Here is a 14,796-nt window from a genome sequence, read left to right on the forward strand (position 1 = left end):
CTCTTTCCGGCTCAGGCCGCGCCTTCCCCCAGAGCCTTCAAGGCCTCGGGATCGGGCAGGGCCACCTCATTGTTCGGCAGCAGCTGGATCAGACCCGAAGTCTTGAACTGGGTGAAGACCCGGCTCACCGTCTCGATCGTCAGGCCCAGATAGTCGGCGATGTCCAGGCGGGTCATGGGCAGGTGGACGCGGCCCTCGGCGCCGCCCAGTTGCACCTGGCGCGCCGACAGACGGGTCAGGAAGCTGGCGATGCGTTCGCGCGCCGTCTTGCGGCCCAGCAGCACGATCTGCTCCTGCGCCGCCATCAACTCGTCGCCCGCCATGGCCACCAGGCGATGCTCCAGCGCGGGCAGGGCGTTCAGCAGTTGATCGAAGTCGCCGCGGCGGAAGCGGCAGGCGCTCAGCGGCGTCAGGGCCTCGGCCGTAAAGCTGGACGGCCCGCGACCGCCCAGGCCCAGAAAGTCGCCCTGGAACAGGAAGCCGGTGATCTGGCGCCGTCCATCGGGCAGCAGGCGATACAGCTTCACCGCCCCGTCCACGACGTTGAAGACGAAGGGGTTGGGGTCGCCCTCGTGGAACAGGGCCTGTCCCGGCTGGGCCGTCACCGTCTCGCTGGCGCAGGCCATGTTCTGCAACTCATGGCCCTTCAGGTCGGCGCAGACGCCCAGCGGCCGCGCCCCGCAGGTCGCGCAGGGGTGGACGTCTTCCAGACGGACGTCCGAGGCTTCGGCCCGGGCGGCGTTGCAGGCGGTCATGGTCGGCTCCAGCATTCCGCCGCAGCCTAGCTGAACGGGGATCGCATTCGAAGTGGGCAGGCTGTCCTAGTCTTCTGAATAGCGCAGCCTAGCGCTCAGCCGGTGGGACAGGGCCGTCAGTTCCACCGCCAGGCTCTGCCGCACCAGGGGCCGCACGCCCATCTCGCGCACCACGAAGGGACCGGCCCACAGGGTCTCGCCGAACTCCAGGTCGGGTTGCCGCCACCAACTGACGAAGCCCAGCACCCCGCCGCGCTGGCTTCGGGCGCTGAGAATGCCGCGGCTGTCGGGGGCGGCGCGCCAGTCGCGCAGGAAGGTCCGCCACTGATCGGCGCCCAGATCGGGTCGCCACAGCCGCGCCAAGGCGAACTCGGCGGGCGCCTCGGCCTCGGTCAGGGGAACGACGTTCAGACGGGGAGCATCCTGCAGGAGGCGAGACTGGGTCATGCGGCCATTTCGCGCGCCCGAGGCCCAGCCGCCTTGATCTGTGTCAAGGTGAACCCGGCGAGGCCGCCGCAGTTTACCGCAAAGGAGTTCAGGTCATGAGCGCAGAGCCAGCATTCGGCGTCATCCCCATCCACGGCGCGGCGGTGGCCGCGATCCTGAAGCTGCTGGACGGCCAGAGGTTGATGACCCTGGCGACCAATCGCGCCGATGGTTGGCCTCAGGCCAGCACCCTCGGCTATCTGAACGACGGGCTGAACCTCTATTTCGTCACCGCCCGCGACAGCGAGAAGCTGCGCAACATCACCGCCGACCCGCGCGTGGGCGTGGCCGTGCGCGGCGTGGCCGGGGAAGGGGAGGCGGTCGGCCTGTCTATCGACGGCCGAGCCGAGGAAGTGACCGACGGCGACGAGGTCCAGCGCCTGAATGATCTGATCCATAAGCGCTCGCCGGAAATCAGCCCCTGGGCCCCCGGCGGCGACTCGGTGGCGGTGGTGAAGGTGATTCCTGAACGGGTCGAGGCGGTGGCCGTGATCGACGGCCGCAGCCGCGCCCAGACCTTCTCGATCGGCGATCCCGACCGCGTCGTGCACGGCGTCAGCTATGAACCCAGCGCCGTGGCGCGGCTGTTCTGAACAAAGCTGCGCATCTATCGACGGTTATCGTGAAACGCCCCTTGAAATGCGTTCGGCCGTCAGGCATATGCGCCCCTCTGGCGAGGTTAGCGCCGTCGAGCTTGCTCACGGCGCATTGATCTTTGTCCGGGACACTAGGAGTGTAGCTCAGCTGGTAGAGCATCGGTCTCCAAAACCGAGGGTCGTGGGTTCGAGTCCCTCCGCTCCTGCCATTCCCCCTGTCGCAGTCGCTTGGGAGTTCCCATGTGAGGCGACAGGTTCCAGAGGTTGAAGAGACGTCATATGGCCAAGGCGAAGACCCCCGGCGGTCGCCGCACCGTGGGAAACCAGACCGCAGCCGCCGCATCCGGCGCCGCCACGGTCGCCGTTGACGCGCCCGCACCCAAGAAGAAGACGTCGATCCCTCAGTTCTTCAGCCAAGTTCGCGCTGAAGCTCGCAAGATCGTCTGGCCCAGCCGCAAGGAGACCTGGATCACCTCGGTGATGGTCTTCATCATGGTGTTGATCGCTTCGGCCTTCTTCTGGATCGTCGATACGGGGCTGGGCTTCGCGTCCCGCTTCATTCTCGGCCTCGGCCAATAAAGGAGACGCGCACATGAGCGATGCAGCGCCCAAGCCGGCGGCCAATCCCCGCCACAAATGGTATATCGTCAACGCCTACTCGAACTTCGAAAAGAAGGTCGCGGAACAACTGCGCGAGCAGGCGAAGCAGCAAGGCCTTGAAGACGCCTTCTCCGAAATCCTGGTTCCGACCGAGGAAGTCGTCGAGATCCGTCGCGGCCGCAAGGTGAACTCGGAACGCAAGTTCTTCCCCGGCTACGTGCTGGTGAAGATGGAGATGACCGACAACGCCTATCACCTGGTCAAGAACACGCCGAAGGTCACGGGCTTCCTGGGCGCCGCAGGCGGCACCAAGCCCCTGCCGGTCTCGGAACGTGAAGTTCAGAACATCATCGGCGCCGTGGAAGAGGGCGTCGAGCGTCCGAAGCCCACCATCCGCTTCGACATCGGCGAGACCGTCAAGGTCATCGACGGTCCGTTCGCCAGCTTCGACGGTCAGGTCGAGAGCGTCGACGAAGACAACGCCCGTCTGCGCGTGGCCGTTTCCATCTTCGGCCGCCCGACCCCGGTGGATCTGGAATACAATCAGGTCGAAAAGACCGGCGGCTGATCGCGTAGATCATCGCCTGAACGACGTGCAGCGGCGGCCCTCGGGCCGCCGTTTTGCGTTTGGAGTCTGATCTGCGTGCAGGTGCGACCGCGCCGATGCCCATGATTTACAGCGATTGGCGGCAATAACAGTCGTTTCGCCGGCCCTGGTCACGGTACGTGCTAGGCTGGGCGACGGCCGGTCGCCTGATCCGTCGCTGACGCGAGCCAGGCGGGATCTCAGACGAATTAGACTCTTTAGACACTATTTTTTCGAACGAGGGTGTGAGGCTCCGTATTGGGCGGCCTCCATTTGCCTTCGTGGTGACGTCCTGCTACATGCGCGCCTCCGCCAGAGGGCTTTCGAGTCGTCAGGCGGCAAATCCGTGGGAGGCAGCCATGCCAGACCACGGCTCACCGGCCCCTCAGTCTCTGTCGGGGTCATCCATAGGAGAGACCAATGGCCAAGAAGATTCTCGGCTATATCAAACTGCAAGTTGCGGCCGGTTCGGCCACGCCTTCGCCCCCGATCGGCCCGGCGCTGGGTCAGCGCGGCGTCAACATCATGGGCTTCTGCAAGGAGTTCAACGCGCGCACCGAGAAGGTCGCCAAGGGCACCCCGCTGCCGACCGTCATCACGGTCTATCAGGACAAGTCCTTCACCTTCATCACCAAGACCCCGCCGGCCACCTTCTACCTGAAGCAGGCCGCCGGCATTAAGTCGGGCGCCAAGCTCGTCGGTCGCGAAATCGCCGGCAAGGTCACGCAGGCGCAAGTCCGCGAGATCGCTGAAGCGAAGATGAAAGACCTGAACGCCAACGACATCGACGCTGCCATGCGCATCATCGAAGGCTCGGCCCGCGCGATCGGCATCGAAGTGGTGGAGGGCTAATCCATGGCTAAGCAAACCAAGGCTCATAAAGCTCGCACCGGCGTCACGCAGGACCTCCTGCCGTTCGCCGACGCCATCAAGCTGGTCAAGGACAACGCCAAGGCCAAGTTCGACGAGTCGATGGAAATCGCCGTCAACCTGGGCGTTGACCCGCGTCACGCCGACCAACAGGTCCGTGGCGTTGTGAACCTGCCGTCGGGCACCGGCCGCGACGTCCGCGTCGCCGTCTTCGCCAAGGACGCCAAGGCTGACGAAGCCCGCGCCGCCGGCGCTGAATACGTCGGCGCCGAAGATCTGTACGAGCAGATCAACGGTGGTCTGATGGACTTCGACCGCGTCATCGCCTCGCCCGACATGATGGCCCTGGTCGGCCGTCTGGGTAAGGTCCTGGGTCCGCGCGGCCTGATGCCGAACCCCAAGGTCGGCACCGTGACCCCGAACGTCGCCCAGGCCGTCAAGGACGCCAAGGGCGGCGCCGTGGAATTCCGCGTCGAGAAGGCCGGTATCGCTCACGGCGGCATCGGCAAGGTCTCCTTCACGCAGGAAGCCCTGGAAGCCAACGTCAAGGCTTACGTGGACGCTCTGAACCGCGCCAAGCCGTCGGGCGCCAAGGGCACCTATGTGAAGCGCATCACCCTGTCGTCGACGATGGGCCCGGGCTTCAAGGTCGATCCGGCTTCGCTGGGCTGATCTCGGACTTCAGTCTGAACTACGAAAGCGGCGGAGAGCAATCTCCGCCGCTTTTTCGTTGACCGATGATTGGCGAGTGGGCATGGCGGAACTTTCGAGGGGAAGCAGGCTCATGTTGCGATTCTTCACCGGTCTTTGCGCCGCTCTGGTCATGATGGCCGCACCTCTGTCGGCGAGCGCGCGCGACGACGCGTCGGAACGGCTTGATCTGGCCTACCGCTTTGTCGCCCTGATGCAGGTCGAGGACATGGCCAAGGCGATGGAGGAGTCGTTCGCGGGTCTGTTTCCGGCCACGGCGGGTATGGACCCCGGCGACGCACGCGCGGTCGAGGAAACCATGTCCGAGATGATGCAGGAGTATATGCCTGCCCTCTTCAAGGCCATGGCGCCGGTCTATGCCGACATCTTCACGCTGGAAGAGCTGCGTGCGCTCGTCGCCTTCTATGAGAGCGACGTGGGGCGCTCGATGGTGCGCAAGAGCTACGAGGCGGCGCCGCGTATCGGCGTCGTGGCGCAAACGGTTCTGCCGCCCGTGTTGGAGCGCGCCATGGACCGTCTTTGCGACCGTCTGGAATGCTCGGCTCAGGAACGGCAGGAGATGAAGTCCGCGCTGAAGGGGCAGGTCGGACAGGCGGCCCCCGCCAAATAGACGCCGCCTGTCGCTCGGCCTAGTAGCCGACGGTGAAGCGCTGGCGGCTGTGCTTCGGCGTTTCGATCTCGTCGGCCATGGCGATGGCGTAGTCGGGGAAGGAGATGGCGCTGTGGCCCGCGGCGCTGACCAGCAGGGCGTCGCCGCCCAGGCGGAACTGGCCGGTGCGGTCGCTGCCGTCGAACACGGCGGACGGCGACAGGAAGGTCCAGTCCAACTCATCCTCCTGACGCAGGCGGTCCAGGAAGCGCCCGCCCGCCGAGGCCTCGGCCTTGTAGATCTCGGGGAAGTCCGGGGTGTCGATGACCTTCAGGCCCGGCGCAGCCTCCAGGCTGCCGGCGCCGCCGACCACCAGATAGCGCGGAACTCCAGCCGCCTTGACCGCTGCGATCAGGGCGTCAGGCTTGGTGTCGACGAACATGATGGCGCTGACCACGGCGTCCGCCCCCTTCAGGAGGGCGGGGAGGGCGGCGGCGTCGTTCACGTCGCCGGCGACGGCCGTGACGCCTTCGCCGGTCGGGATGCGATCGGGATTGCGGGCCACGCCCGTCACCTGATGGCCGCGACGGGCCAGTTCCTTGACGATCTCCGATCCAGCGCGGCCGCTGGCGCCGAGGACTGTGACTTTCATGGCGATCTCTCCTGTTGGTTACCAATGGGAACCAGGTGTGCTATAGGAAGCAACCATGCAAGAAGGCACCGAAACCTCATCTGGTCACCCGGCGGAAACCGCCCCGGCGCTCTGGCGCGGCGACGTCTATGCCGCCAACTGTCCGACGCGGCTCCTGCTCGACCGCATCGCCGACAAGTGGACCGTTCTGCTTCTGACCACGCTGGCGGGCGGCCCGATGCGCTTCAACGCCCTGAAGCGCCGCATCGAGGGGGTGTCGCAGAAGATGCTCAGCCAGACCCTGCGCCAGATGGAGCGAGACGGTCTGGCGACGCGCTCGGTCGAGGCCACGGTGCCGGTCTCTGTCACCTATGCGATCACCCCGCTGGGGCAGACCCTGGTTCAGGCCCTGCAGCCGGTGATCGACTGGGCCGAGACGCGGATGCCTGAGGTGGCGTTGGCTCAGGCGGATTACGACGCCGTCCAAATAGGCTGAGCACTAATCGTTGCACGGAGCGATTTCCGTATGCGGACGACTTGACGGCGGGGGGGTAATTCCGGTCTTGGGGCGCTGTCGCCCTGCGCGGCCCTTTCGGAGACGACTGATGCTGAGCTGGTTCCAGGCGCTGCTGCCCAAGGAAGACAACTTCTTCCGCCTGTTTGACGCCCACGCCGCCACCTTGGTGAAGGGCGCCGAGGCCCTGCGCGGCATGCTGGACGGCGGCGAGGCCACGCCCGACTGGTGCCAGAAGATCGTCGATCATGAGCACGAGGCCGACGAGGTCGCCCGCGAGGTCCTGTTCGCCGTGCGCCGCAGCTTCATCACCCCGTTCGACCGTTCGGACATTCGCGGCCTGACCAACTCCCTGGACGACACCATCGACCAGATGCAGAAGACGGCCAAGGTCGTCACCCTGTACGAAATGCGCGAATTCGCCCCCAAGATGCGCGAGCTGGCGGACATCGCCGTCCAATGCGGCGCCCTGACGGCCGAGGCGGTGTCCCTGCTGCCGGCCATGCGCAAGAACCACGACCGCCTGAACGAGCTGACCGAACAGATCGCCCGCCTCGAAAGCCAGAGCGACACCCTCTACGACGAGGGCATGAAGGCCCTCTATGAGTTGCACCGCCACGACATGACCGGCGGCAATACGCTGTGGTTCATCATCGGCGGGGAGGTCTATGACCATCTCGAGAAGATCATCGACCGTTTCGAGGATGTGGCGAACCGCATCAACGGCGTCCTGGTCGAGCACCTGTAGGGTCCGATGGATCACGCCCTCCTGATCCTGGTCTTCCTGATCGGCGTCGCCCTGCTGTTCGACTTCCTGAATGGCCTGCACGACGCGGCCAACTCCATCGCCACCATCGTCGCGACGCGCGTCCTGCCGCCGATCTATGCGGTCGGCTGGGCGGCCTTCTTCAACTTCATCGCCTTCCTCTTCTTCGGCCTGCATGTGGCCGACACGATCGGGCGGGGGATCATCTCGCCCGACGTGATCTCGGATCAGGTCATCTTCGGCGCTCTGATGGGGGCGATCAGCTGGAACGTCATCACCTGGATCGCGGGCATCCCGTCGTCCAGTTCGCATGCCCTGGTCGGGGGCCTGCTGGGCGCGGGCATCGCCAAGGCCGGGACCAGCGCCGTTGTGATCGCCGGGGTGCTGAAGACGGTGGGCGCCATCTTCATGTCGCCGGCCATTGGCTTCTTGCTGGCCCTTCTGCTGGTGCTGATCGTGTCCTGGCTGTTCGCAAAGGCCAATCCTGCTTTTGCCGATCGCATCTTCCGGGGGCTGCAGTTCGTCTCGGCCTCGGCCTATTCGCTGGGCCACGGCGGCAATGACGCGCAGAAGACCATGGGGATCATCGCCATCCTGCTGTATTCGCGCGGCATGCTGGGCGGCGAGTTCCACGTGCCCTTCTGGGTGGTCATCACCTGTCAGGCGGCCATAGCCCTGGGCACCCTGTTCGGCGGCTGGAAGATCGTCCACACCATGGGGTCGCGGATCACGCGGCTCAGCCCGCAGCAGGGCTTCTGCGCCGAGACGGGCGGGGCCATCACCCTGTTTGCGGCCACCAGCATGGGCATTCCGGTGTCGACCACCCACACCATCACCGGCGCCATCGTCGGCGTGGGCGCGGCCAAGCGGGTTTCGGCCGTGCGCTGGAGCGTGGCGCGCAGCATCGTCACCGCCTGGTTCATCACCATGCCCGCCGCCGCCGCCATCGGTGCGATCTTCTACTTTGTCGGCGGCCTGTTCCTGACCTGATGACCGCTCCGGCCCGAACAGAGACCTCCGAGAATCGTCAGGTCGCGGCCCTGCCGTGGCGGCCGGGCGAGAATGGTCTGGAGGTGATGATGATCACCTCGCGCGAGACGCGCCGCTGGGTCATTCCCAAGGGCGGCCGCATGGTCGGCAAGACCGACCCCCAGGCGGCGGCTCAGGAAGCCTATGAGGAGGCGGGCGTCCAGGGCGAGACCCTAGGCGCGCCCATCGGCCATTTCCGCTATGGCAAGCGGATGAAGACGGGGGCTATTCAGGCCTGCGTCGTGGCCGTCTATCCGCTCGAAGTCCTGATCCAACTGGGCGCCTGGCCCGAGGACCAGCAGCGCCAGCGCCGCTGGATGCCCCAGGCCGAGGCGGCCGAGGCGGTGGACGAGGCCGATCTGGCCCAGCTGATCCGGGATTTTCGCGCTTAGTACCGGCGGCGCCGTTGATTTCGGCCTCAGGCCGTGTATAGAGCGCGGCTTCTCGTCATGGTTTCGGCCGTGGCGGAGCCTGTCCGAGAACTTCGGGACGTGGGGGCCACCCGCGTCATAATCGTCCAGAGAGCCCTCTGGCGCCGTGGGGAGATGGGGATGCAAAGACCTTTTGCCCTGCCGTTTGCGGCGGGCGGGCCTGCTTCCTTCGGACAATAAGACCGGTCTGAACGCTGTGCAGCGATGCATGGCGCTTATGCCAAATCCGTCGTCGGGAATTAGCCCGGCGGCGAATACCAAAACTGGAGACCGCAATGGACCGCGCACAAAAAGCCGAGTCGATCGAATCGCTGAAGAGCGTGTTCGCCGACGCGGGCGCCGTGGTCGTGACCCACAACCTGGGTCTGACCGTTGCGGAGATGGAAGACCTGCGTGGTCGCCTTCGTAAAGAAGGCGGCGCGTTCAAGGTGGTGAAAAACCGTCTGGCGCTCAAGGCGCTGGGCGTCGAGGAAGGCAGCGAGTACCACGACCTGTTCAAGGGTCCCGTGGGCATCGCATATGCAGCCGACCCCGTCACCGCTGCGAAGGTCGCGGCTGAATTCGCCAAGGGCAACGACAAGTTCAAGCTCATCGGCGGCTTCATGGGCGACAAGGTGCTGGACGCTGCTGGCGTCGACGCCCTGTCCAAGCTGCCGTCGCTGGACCAACTGCGTGGCAAGCTGATCGGCCTGCTGCAAGCCCCGGCGACCAAGGTCGCTGGCGTTCTGCAAGCACCCGCCGGCCAACTGGCTCGCGTCTTCAACGCGTACGCGACCAAAGACGCCGCCTAAGCCTCGTCATCTCTGCATATCTCTCTGAACCTCATCCTACCGAAGGAAGACTAAAATGGCTGATCTCGCCAAGATCGTTGAAGAACTGTCGGCTCTGACCGTCCTGGAAGCCGCTGAACTGTCGAAGCTGCTGGAAGACAAGTGGGGCGTTTCGGCTGCCGCACCGGTCGCCGTTGCTGCTGTTGGCGGCGCTGCTGCTCCGGCTGAAGCTGCTGAAGAGCAAACCGAGTTCACCGTTGTCCTGGTGGACGGCGGCGACAAGAAGATCAACGTGATCAAGGAAGTCCGCGGCGTCCGCACCGACCTGGGTCTGAAGGAAGCCAAGGACCTGGTCGAAGGCGCTCCGCAGAACGTCGTCGAGAACGTCTCGAAGCAAGTCGCTGAAGAGCTGAAGAAGAAGCTCGAAGAAGCCGGCGCCAAGATCCAGATCAAGTAAGATCGGATTTTGCGCTTCGGCCTTCGGGCCGAGGCTCAGACTTCAAAGAACGGGTCGGAGGGAAACCTCCGGCCCGTTTTCTTTTGGGCGCGACTGGCGAGGCGGGGCGGGGGAGACCATCTGTGCAGCCTCACACAAGGAGCGCCCCATGAAGATCCTGATGGTCCTGACCTCGCACGACCAGCTTGGCGACACCGGCCACAAGACCGGCTTCTGGCTGGAAGAGTTCGCCGCTCCCTATTACGCGCTGAAGGATGCGGGGGCCGAGCTCGTCATCGCCTCGCCCAAGGGCGGGCAGCCGCCGCTGGACCCCAAGAGCGACGCCGAGGACGCTCAGAGCGGGGACACCCGTCGCTTCAAGGCGGATGCGGAGGCGCAGGCCGCGCTGGCGACCACGCAAAGGCTGGCCGATGTGAAGGCCGGGGATTTCGACGCCGTCTTCTATCCCGGCGGGCATGGGCCGCTGTGGGACCTGGCCAATGACCCCGTCTCCATCAGCCTGATTGAGGCCTTCGCCGCCGCCGGCAAGCCGACGGGCTTCGTCTGCCACGCGCCGGGCGTGCTGAAGGATGTGAAGGGCGCGGACGGGCAGCCCCTGGTCAAGGGGCGGGCCGTCACCGGCTTCACCAACAGCGAGGAAGAGGCCGTGGGCCTGACCCAGGTCGTGCCCTTCCTGGTCGAGGACATGCTGGCCGCGAACGGCGGGCGCTATAGCAAGGGGGCGGACTGGGGCTCCTATGTCCTGACCGACGGGACGCTGGTGACGGGGCAGAACCCGGCCTCGTCACGGGAAGCCGCCGACGCGCTTCTGAAGCTGCTGAAAGCCTGACCGATATGAAGAAGGCCCGGGATCGCTCCCGGGCCTTTTCACTTCCTGGCGCCGCTCCGTTTAGCGACGGCGCGGGCTGAGGATGTCGCCGAGGCGGTCCGGCGTGCCGGGGATGCGTTCCAGGCGCGGGTAGCGCAGGCCGTCGTGGTAGTCGAAGGCCACGGTGCGGTAGCGGTCGCCGTTCTTGAGCAGCAGGGAAATGGGGGCGCTCGTTCCCTTGGCGGCGGTGACGGCGTCACGCAGGACCTCGGCCGAGGCGGCGCGGTCGTTGACGGCAACCAGTTCCCAGCCGGGGCCGATGTCGGCCTCGAAGGCGCGGCCGCCCCAGCGGATGCCGGTCAGCTTGTTCGACGAGGACAGGGTGAAGCCCAGAGAATACTGGAAGTCGGTGGCCCAGCCGGACTGGATGCGTTTCTCGCCGGCGGTCAGGCTGTCAGTATAGGTCAGGCGGTAGCCGCCGCGCGCCAGGCCGTCCAGCGGAGCCTTGGCGTCCGGGCCGGTCGCATCCAGGCGGGTGCGCAGGAAGCTGGCCCAGTCGTGCGGATGGACGGCGTTCAGGGCCGCGACCACGTCGTCGAAGGTATAGCCGCGCGGGGCCCAGGAGCCGTCGTCGCCGCCGAAGAAGCCCTTGGCGAAGTCGTCCAGCGACTTCTTGCCGCCCGTCGCCTCGCGGATCAGGGTGTCGGCGTCCAGCCAGATCAGCAGGCTTTCGCGGTAGTAGTCGCCGGTGCCGCGCATCCACGACGAATAGGGATTGCTGGTCCGGTAGCCGAGCAGGTTGTGGTTGTTGACGTCCTGCAGCGGCCGCCATTCGCGGCCCGGCTGGTTGTCATAGAAGGCGGCGTTTTCGGCCACGGTGACCAGAATGTCTTCTTTCGAGGCCAGGCCCGAGCGGGCGGTCAGGACGTCGCCCCAGTATTCCGTCTGGCCCTCATAGACCCACAGCAGGGTGTTCTGGGTCGGGATGTTGTGGTTGGCGGTCAGTTCGTCGGCCGGGCGCTGGCGCTTGCCGTTCCAGGCGTGGACGAACTCGTGCGGCAAGAGGCCGACGGCGCCCATGTTCTTGCCCCAGTTGGTGAAGAAGTCGGTCGGGACTGAGTTCTCGGACGAGCGGTGATGCTCCAGGCCGATGCCGCCCATCTTCGAGGTGGCGGCGACCAGGAAGTCGTAGCGGTCATAGGGGCGGGCGCCGAAGAGACGGTCGGCCTGGGTGACCAGGTTTTCGAACCAGGCGATCTGCTCCGGCGTCGGGGCGATGTTCTTGGCTTCGTCGGCGACGATGTTCAGGTGAACCGCCTCGCCACGGGGGTCGATCTCGATGCGCTGATAGTGGGCGCCGCCGAACAGGGGGCTGTCGATCAGGGTGTAGAGGTCGGTGGGGCGGAAGGTCGCCACGCCGTTCTCATAGCGCTCGGTGTCCAGGGCCACGCCGTATTTCCAGCCCTCGGGCAGGCGGATCGAGGGGGCGAAGGTGATGCCGGTGGAGCGGTAGCCGGCGGGATAGAGGAGGGCCTTTTCCCACTGAAGATTGACCATCTCGGGGGTCATGACGACGCGCCAGGTGGCGTTGTCGGGCTGGGTCAGCCACTGGAACTCGACCACGATCTCACTGACGCCCTGCGGCACGTCGATATGGAAGGCGTTGGGGTCGATGGTGTCGCGCAGCCAGTCGATCCGCTTTGCGCCGCCGGTCACGGTCACGCCCGAGATCAGCTGAATCGGGCCGGTGGCGGCGTGGTTGCCGGGCAGGAACTTGGGATAGAGCAGGACCAGAGGCCCGGCCGTGACCGGGATGGTCTGGCGGACGCGGACAATCTTGCGTTCGACGTCGGTGGCGTCGACCTCATACTTGATCACGCCGGGATAGGTTTCGGCGGTCGGGGCCGGGATAGGCGGCAGGGCGCGAGGCAGGCCCAGGGGCGTGTTCTGGGGCGTCGGCGCGGCCGGCGCCTGCGGGCCAGTCCAGGCCTGCGGAGCATGAGCCAGAGCGGTCGAGGCGACTGAGGTCAGCAACAGGGCGAGGGCGGCGGCGGGCAGGCGTCGGGTCATCGGGAATCCAGAACTCAGAATGCAGACAGGCGTAAGGCTTGGCAGGCGGCGTCAGCGACGGCGAGGCGACAGGATGTCGCCCAGCCGGTCCGGCGTCCCTTCGATCCGCTCCAGATGCGGGTAGCGCAGGCCGTCGTGGTAGTCGAAGCGGACGGTCTTGAAGCGGTCGCCGTTCTTGAGGATCAGCTCGATCGGATCGGTCGATCCCTTGGCGGCGGTGACGGCTTCCTTGAGGGCGTCGGCCGACGCGGCGCGACCGGCGACGGCGACGACTTCCCAGCCCGAGGTCAGGCCCTGCTCGAAGGCCGGGCCGCCCCAGAGGACCGAGGTGATCTTGTTCGACCCGTTCATCATGAAGCCGAGGGAATAGGTGAAGTCGTTGCGGCCCAGCTCCTTGTGCAGGGCGCCCATGTAGGCGGAGGGCTCTTCCTTGAAGACCAGGCGGTAGCCGCCGCGCTCGATGCCGTCCAGCGGGCCGCGCGAGGCGGGGCCGACGGCGTCCAGGCGTTCGCGCAGGAAGGCGGACCAGTTGGCGGCCTGGACCCCGTTCAGGGTCGAGGTCACGGTGTCGAAGGTGTAGGGGGCCGGGTTCCAGTCGCCGTCCTCGACGCCGAAGAAGGCTTTGGCGAAGTCGTCCAGCGACTTCTTGCCGCCGGTCTGCTCGCGGATCAGGGTGTCGGCGTCCAGCCAGATCAGCGAGCCCTCGCGGTAATAGTCCTCGCTGCGCTGGTAGGAGCCCCAGGGCTGCGGGCGGCGCTGGCTGATGATCGGGTCGTTGGTGGTGTCCTGCATGGCGCGCCACTGGCGGCCGGGGATGTTCTGGAAGCTGGCGGCGGTCATGGCCAGGACGTCGAGCGCCTGCTGCTTGCTCATCAGGCCCGCGCGGGCGGTCAGGACCAGGCCCCAGTACTGCGTCTGGCCCTCATAGACCCAGAGCAGGGAGTTCTGCAGGGGCTCGTTGAGGTTAGGCGTCATCTGGTCGGCGGGGCGGCGCCACTTGCCGTTCCAGCTGTGGGTATATTCGTGGCCGAGGAGGTCGCGGTCGGCCAGGGTCCCTTCGCGGTCGGTGAAGTATTTGGGATCGACGCTGTTCTCGGACGAGCGTTGGTGCTCCAGGCCGATGCCGCCCAGCTTGTCTGTCACGGCCAGCAGGAAGTCGTAGTGGTCATAGTGGCGGGCGCCAAAGAGGCGGTCGGCCTGGGCCACAAGGTTGCGGTGCAGCTGGATGTGCTCGTCGCTGGCTTCCAGCATCTTGGCCGTGTCGGCTACCACGTTGAGGCGGACGGGCGAGCGGCCGCCGGGATCGAGGTCGATCTGGCGATAGTGCTGGCCAGCGAAGACGGGGCTGTCGGCCAGGTGGTCGAGGGTGATGGGCGCGAAGGTCGCCAGGCCGTTCTCGAAGCTGACGGTGTCGAGGCCGGCGCCGTAGTTCCAGCCGGTCGGCAGCTTCAGGGTCGGCTTGAAGGTGATCTGACGCGAGTAGTAGCCGGCGGGATAGAGCAGGGCCTTCTCCCACTGGATGTTCAGCATCTCGGGCGTGACGACGACGCGGCCCTGATTGCCTTCGATGGGGGTCAGCCACTGGAAGGCGACCTCCACCTGGCTGACGCCGGCGGGGACCTCGATCTGATAGGCCCAGGGCTGGACCGTGTTGCGCACCCATTCCAGGCGCTGGCCGTTGGCGGTGAAGGTCAGGCCGCCGACGTTGGCGACGGGCCCGGCGGGGCTGTGGTTGCCGGGCAGCCACTGGGGATAGAGCAGGACCATGGGGCCAGCCTGGGCGACGGGGATGGTCTGACGCACCTGGACCAGGCGGCGGTCGATGTCGGTGGCGTCCACGTCGATGCTGATGACGCCCGGATAGGCCACGTCTCGCGGGGCGGGGATAGGAGCAAGCGCCACAGGCAGGGCGGGCGTGCCGACCTGAGCCAGGGCGGCGTCGCCGCAGAACAGCAGGGCGGAGGCGCAGGCGGTGACCAGCAGGCGGGCGGCGGGACGCATCATCAGGGGGACTTTCCGGCAAGGCGGCGAGGGCGCCGCAGATCACTGCGCGTCGAGACTATGGTCAAGCCCGGCGTGGGCGGATGAATTCGCCGTCATGTTTGGGCCGCCAGCGCGGAGGCGGAT

General features: G+C 66.3%; 18 protein-coding genes and 1 tRNA gene. 14 read left to right on the forward strand and 5 right to left on the reverse strand.

Translation table 11 applies throughout. From position 1 onward, the window contains the following. Positions 1-11: 11 nt before the first annotated feature. Together ACR9FL_RS05325 and ACR9FL_RS05330 are read right to left on the reverse strand one after the other, a co-directional pair. Complete coding sequence (locus ACR9FL_RS05325; RefSeq protein ID WP_436357566.1) at positions 12-755, reverse strand: Crp/Fnr family transcriptional regulator; 744 nt, start codon at positions 753-755, stop codon at positions 12-14. Between the two features lie 66 nt (positions 756-821). Beyond that, complete coding sequence (locus tag ACR9FL_RS05330; protein ID WP_436357568.1) at positions 822-1,202, reverse strand: hypothetical protein; 381 nt, start codon at positions 1,200-1,202, stop codon at positions 822-824. Between the two features lie 95 nt (positions 1,203-1,297). On the opposite strand from ACR9FL_RS05330, the gene ACR9FL_RS05335 reads away from it, so the two are divergent. The 7 genes from ACR9FL_RS05335 (at position 1,298) to ACR9FL_RS05365 (ending at position 5,214) form a co-directional block, all read left to right on the forward strand. After that, positions 1,298-1,834, forward strand: coding sequence for a pyridoxamine 5'-phosphate oxidase family protein (locus ACR9FL_RS05335; RefSeq protein WP_436357569.1), 537 nt, complete (start codon positions 1,298-1,300; stop codon positions 1,832-1,834). A 136-nt stretch (positions 1,835-1,970) separates the two neighbouring features. Continuing rightward, positions 1,971-2,046 (forward strand) — tRNA-Trp (locus ACR9FL_RS05340). 70 nt (positions 2,047-2,116) lie between these two features. Continuing rightward, positions 2,117-2,416 carry a preprotein translocase subunit SecE gene (secE, locus tag ACR9FL_RS05345; protein ID WP_296175384.1) on the forward strand — a complete coding sequence of 100 codons (300 nt, stop codon included), beginning with the start codon at positions 2,117-2,119 and terminating at the stop codon, positions 2,414-2,416. Positions 2,417-2,429: 13 nt separating this feature from the next. Further along, positions 2,430-3,005, forward strand: coding sequence for a transcription termination/antitermination protein NusG (gene nusG / locus ACR9FL_RS05350; protein WP_296175386.1), 576 nt, complete (start codon positions 2,430-2,432; stop codon positions 3,003-3,005). A 438-nt stretch (positions 3,006-3,443) separates the two neighbouring features. Then, positions 3,444-3,875, forward strand: a complete 432-nt coding sequence (gene rplK, locus ACR9FL_RS05355) for a 50S ribosomal protein L11 (RefSeq protein WP_296175388.1) — start codon at positions 3,444-3,446, stop codon at positions 3,873-3,875. Positions 3,876-3,878: 3 nt separating this feature from the next. After that, positions 3,879-4,565: a 50S ribosomal protein L1 gene (gene rplA / locus ACR9FL_RS05360; protein WP_296175391.1), complete on the forward strand. Its 687-nt coding sequence runs from the start codon at positions 3,879-3,881 to the stop codon at positions 4,563-4,565. 112 nt (positions 4,566-4,677) lie between these two features. Beyond that, positions 4,678-5,214, forward strand: a complete 537-nt coding sequence (locus ACR9FL_RS05365; protein WP_296175394.1) for a DUF2059 domain-containing protein — start codon at positions 4,678-4,680, stop codon at positions 5,212-5,214. A 19-nt stretch (positions 5,215-5,233) separates the two neighbouring features. On the opposite strand, the gene ACR9FL_RS05370 is transcribed toward ACR9FL_RS05365, so the two are convergent. Next, positions 5,234-5,845, reverse strand: a complete 612-nt coding sequence (locus ACR9FL_RS05370; protein WP_436357573.1) for an NAD(P)-dependent oxidoreductase — start codon at positions 5,843-5,845, stop codon at positions 5,234-5,236. A gap of 55 nt (positions 5,846-5,900) precedes the next feature. Between ACR9FL_RS05370 and ACR9FL_RS05375 the strand changes: the two genes are divergently transcribed. From ACR9FL_RS05375 to ACR9FL_RS05405, 7 genes are all read left to right on the forward strand, one after another. Further along, on the forward strand, positions 5,901-6,320 hold the full coding sequence (locus tag ACR9FL_RS05375) for a winged helix-turn-helix transcriptional regulator (RefSeq protein WP_296175404.1): 420 nt from the start codon (positions 5,901-5,903) through the stop codon (positions 6,318-6,320). Positions 6,321-6,429: 109 nt separating this feature from the next. After that, the gene (locus ACR9FL_RS05380; protein WP_296175407.1) at positions 6,430-7,086 is read left to right on the forward strand and encodes a DUF47 domain-containing protein; all 657 of its coding nucleotides are present in this window, start codon (positions 6,430-6,432) and stop codon (positions 7,084-7,086) included. Between the two features lie 6 nt (positions 7,087-7,092). Then, the gene (locus tag ACR9FL_RS05385) at positions 7,093-8,094 is read left to right on the forward strand and encodes an inorganic phosphate transporter (protein ID WP_296175409.1); all 1,002 of its coding nucleotides are present in this window, start codon (positions 7,093-7,095) and stop codon (positions 8,092-8,094) included. Continuing rightward, entirely contained in the window at positions 8,094-8,525 is a 432-nt protein-coding gene (locus tag ACR9FL_RS05390) for an NUDIX hydrolase (RefSeq protein WP_436357576.1), read from the forward strand. Before ACR9FL_RS05385 ends, ACR9FL_RS05390 begins: the two co-directional genes overlap by 1 nt. Positions 8,526-8,839: 314 nt before the next feature. Next, a complete protein-coding gene (rplJ, locus tag ACR9FL_RS05395; protein ID WP_105563614.1) occupies positions 8,840-9,355 on the forward strand; it encodes a 50S ribosomal protein L10 in 516 nt (171 codons plus the stop codon). A 55-nt stretch (positions 9,356-9,410) separates the two neighbouring features. Beyond that, positions 9,411-9,791: a 50S ribosomal protein L7/L12 gene (gene rplL / locus ACR9FL_RS05400; protein ID WP_105563615.1), complete on the forward strand. Its 381-nt coding sequence runs from the start codon at positions 9,411-9,413 to the stop codon at positions 9,789-9,791. A 148-nt stretch (positions 9,792-9,939) separates the two neighbouring features. Then, on the forward strand, positions 9,940-10,620 hold the full coding sequence (locus tag ACR9FL_RS05405) for a type 1 glutamine amidotransferase domain-containing protein (protein WP_436357578.1): 681 nt from the start codon (positions 9,940-9,942) through the stop codon (positions 10,618-10,620). Positions 10,621-10,680: 60 nt separating this feature from the next. Here the strand turns inward: ACR9FL_RS05405 and ACR9FL_RS05410 are convergent, their stop codons facing one another. Together ACR9FL_RS05410 and ACR9FL_RS05415 are read right to left on the reverse strand one after the other, a co-directional pair. Beyond that, positions 10,681-12,669, reverse strand: a complete 1,989-nt coding sequence (locus ACR9FL_RS05410) for a M61 family metallopeptidase (protein ID WP_436357579.1) — start codon at positions 12,667-12,669, stop codon at positions 10,681-10,683. A gap of 51 nt (positions 12,670-12,720) precedes the next feature. Then, the gene (locus ACR9FL_RS05415) at positions 12,721-14,670 is read right to left on the reverse strand and encodes a M61 family metallopeptidase (protein WP_436358121.1); all 1,950 of its coding nucleotides are present in this window, start codon (positions 14,668-14,670) and stop codon (positions 12,721-12,723) included. Positions 14,671-14,796: the final 126 nt, after the last annotated feature.

This window comes from Brevundimonas sp. CEF1, from assembly GCF_051353055.1.
Taxonomy (GTDB): domain Bacteria; phylum Pseudomonadota; class Alphaproteobacteria; order Caulobacterales; family Caulobacteraceae; genus Brevundimonas.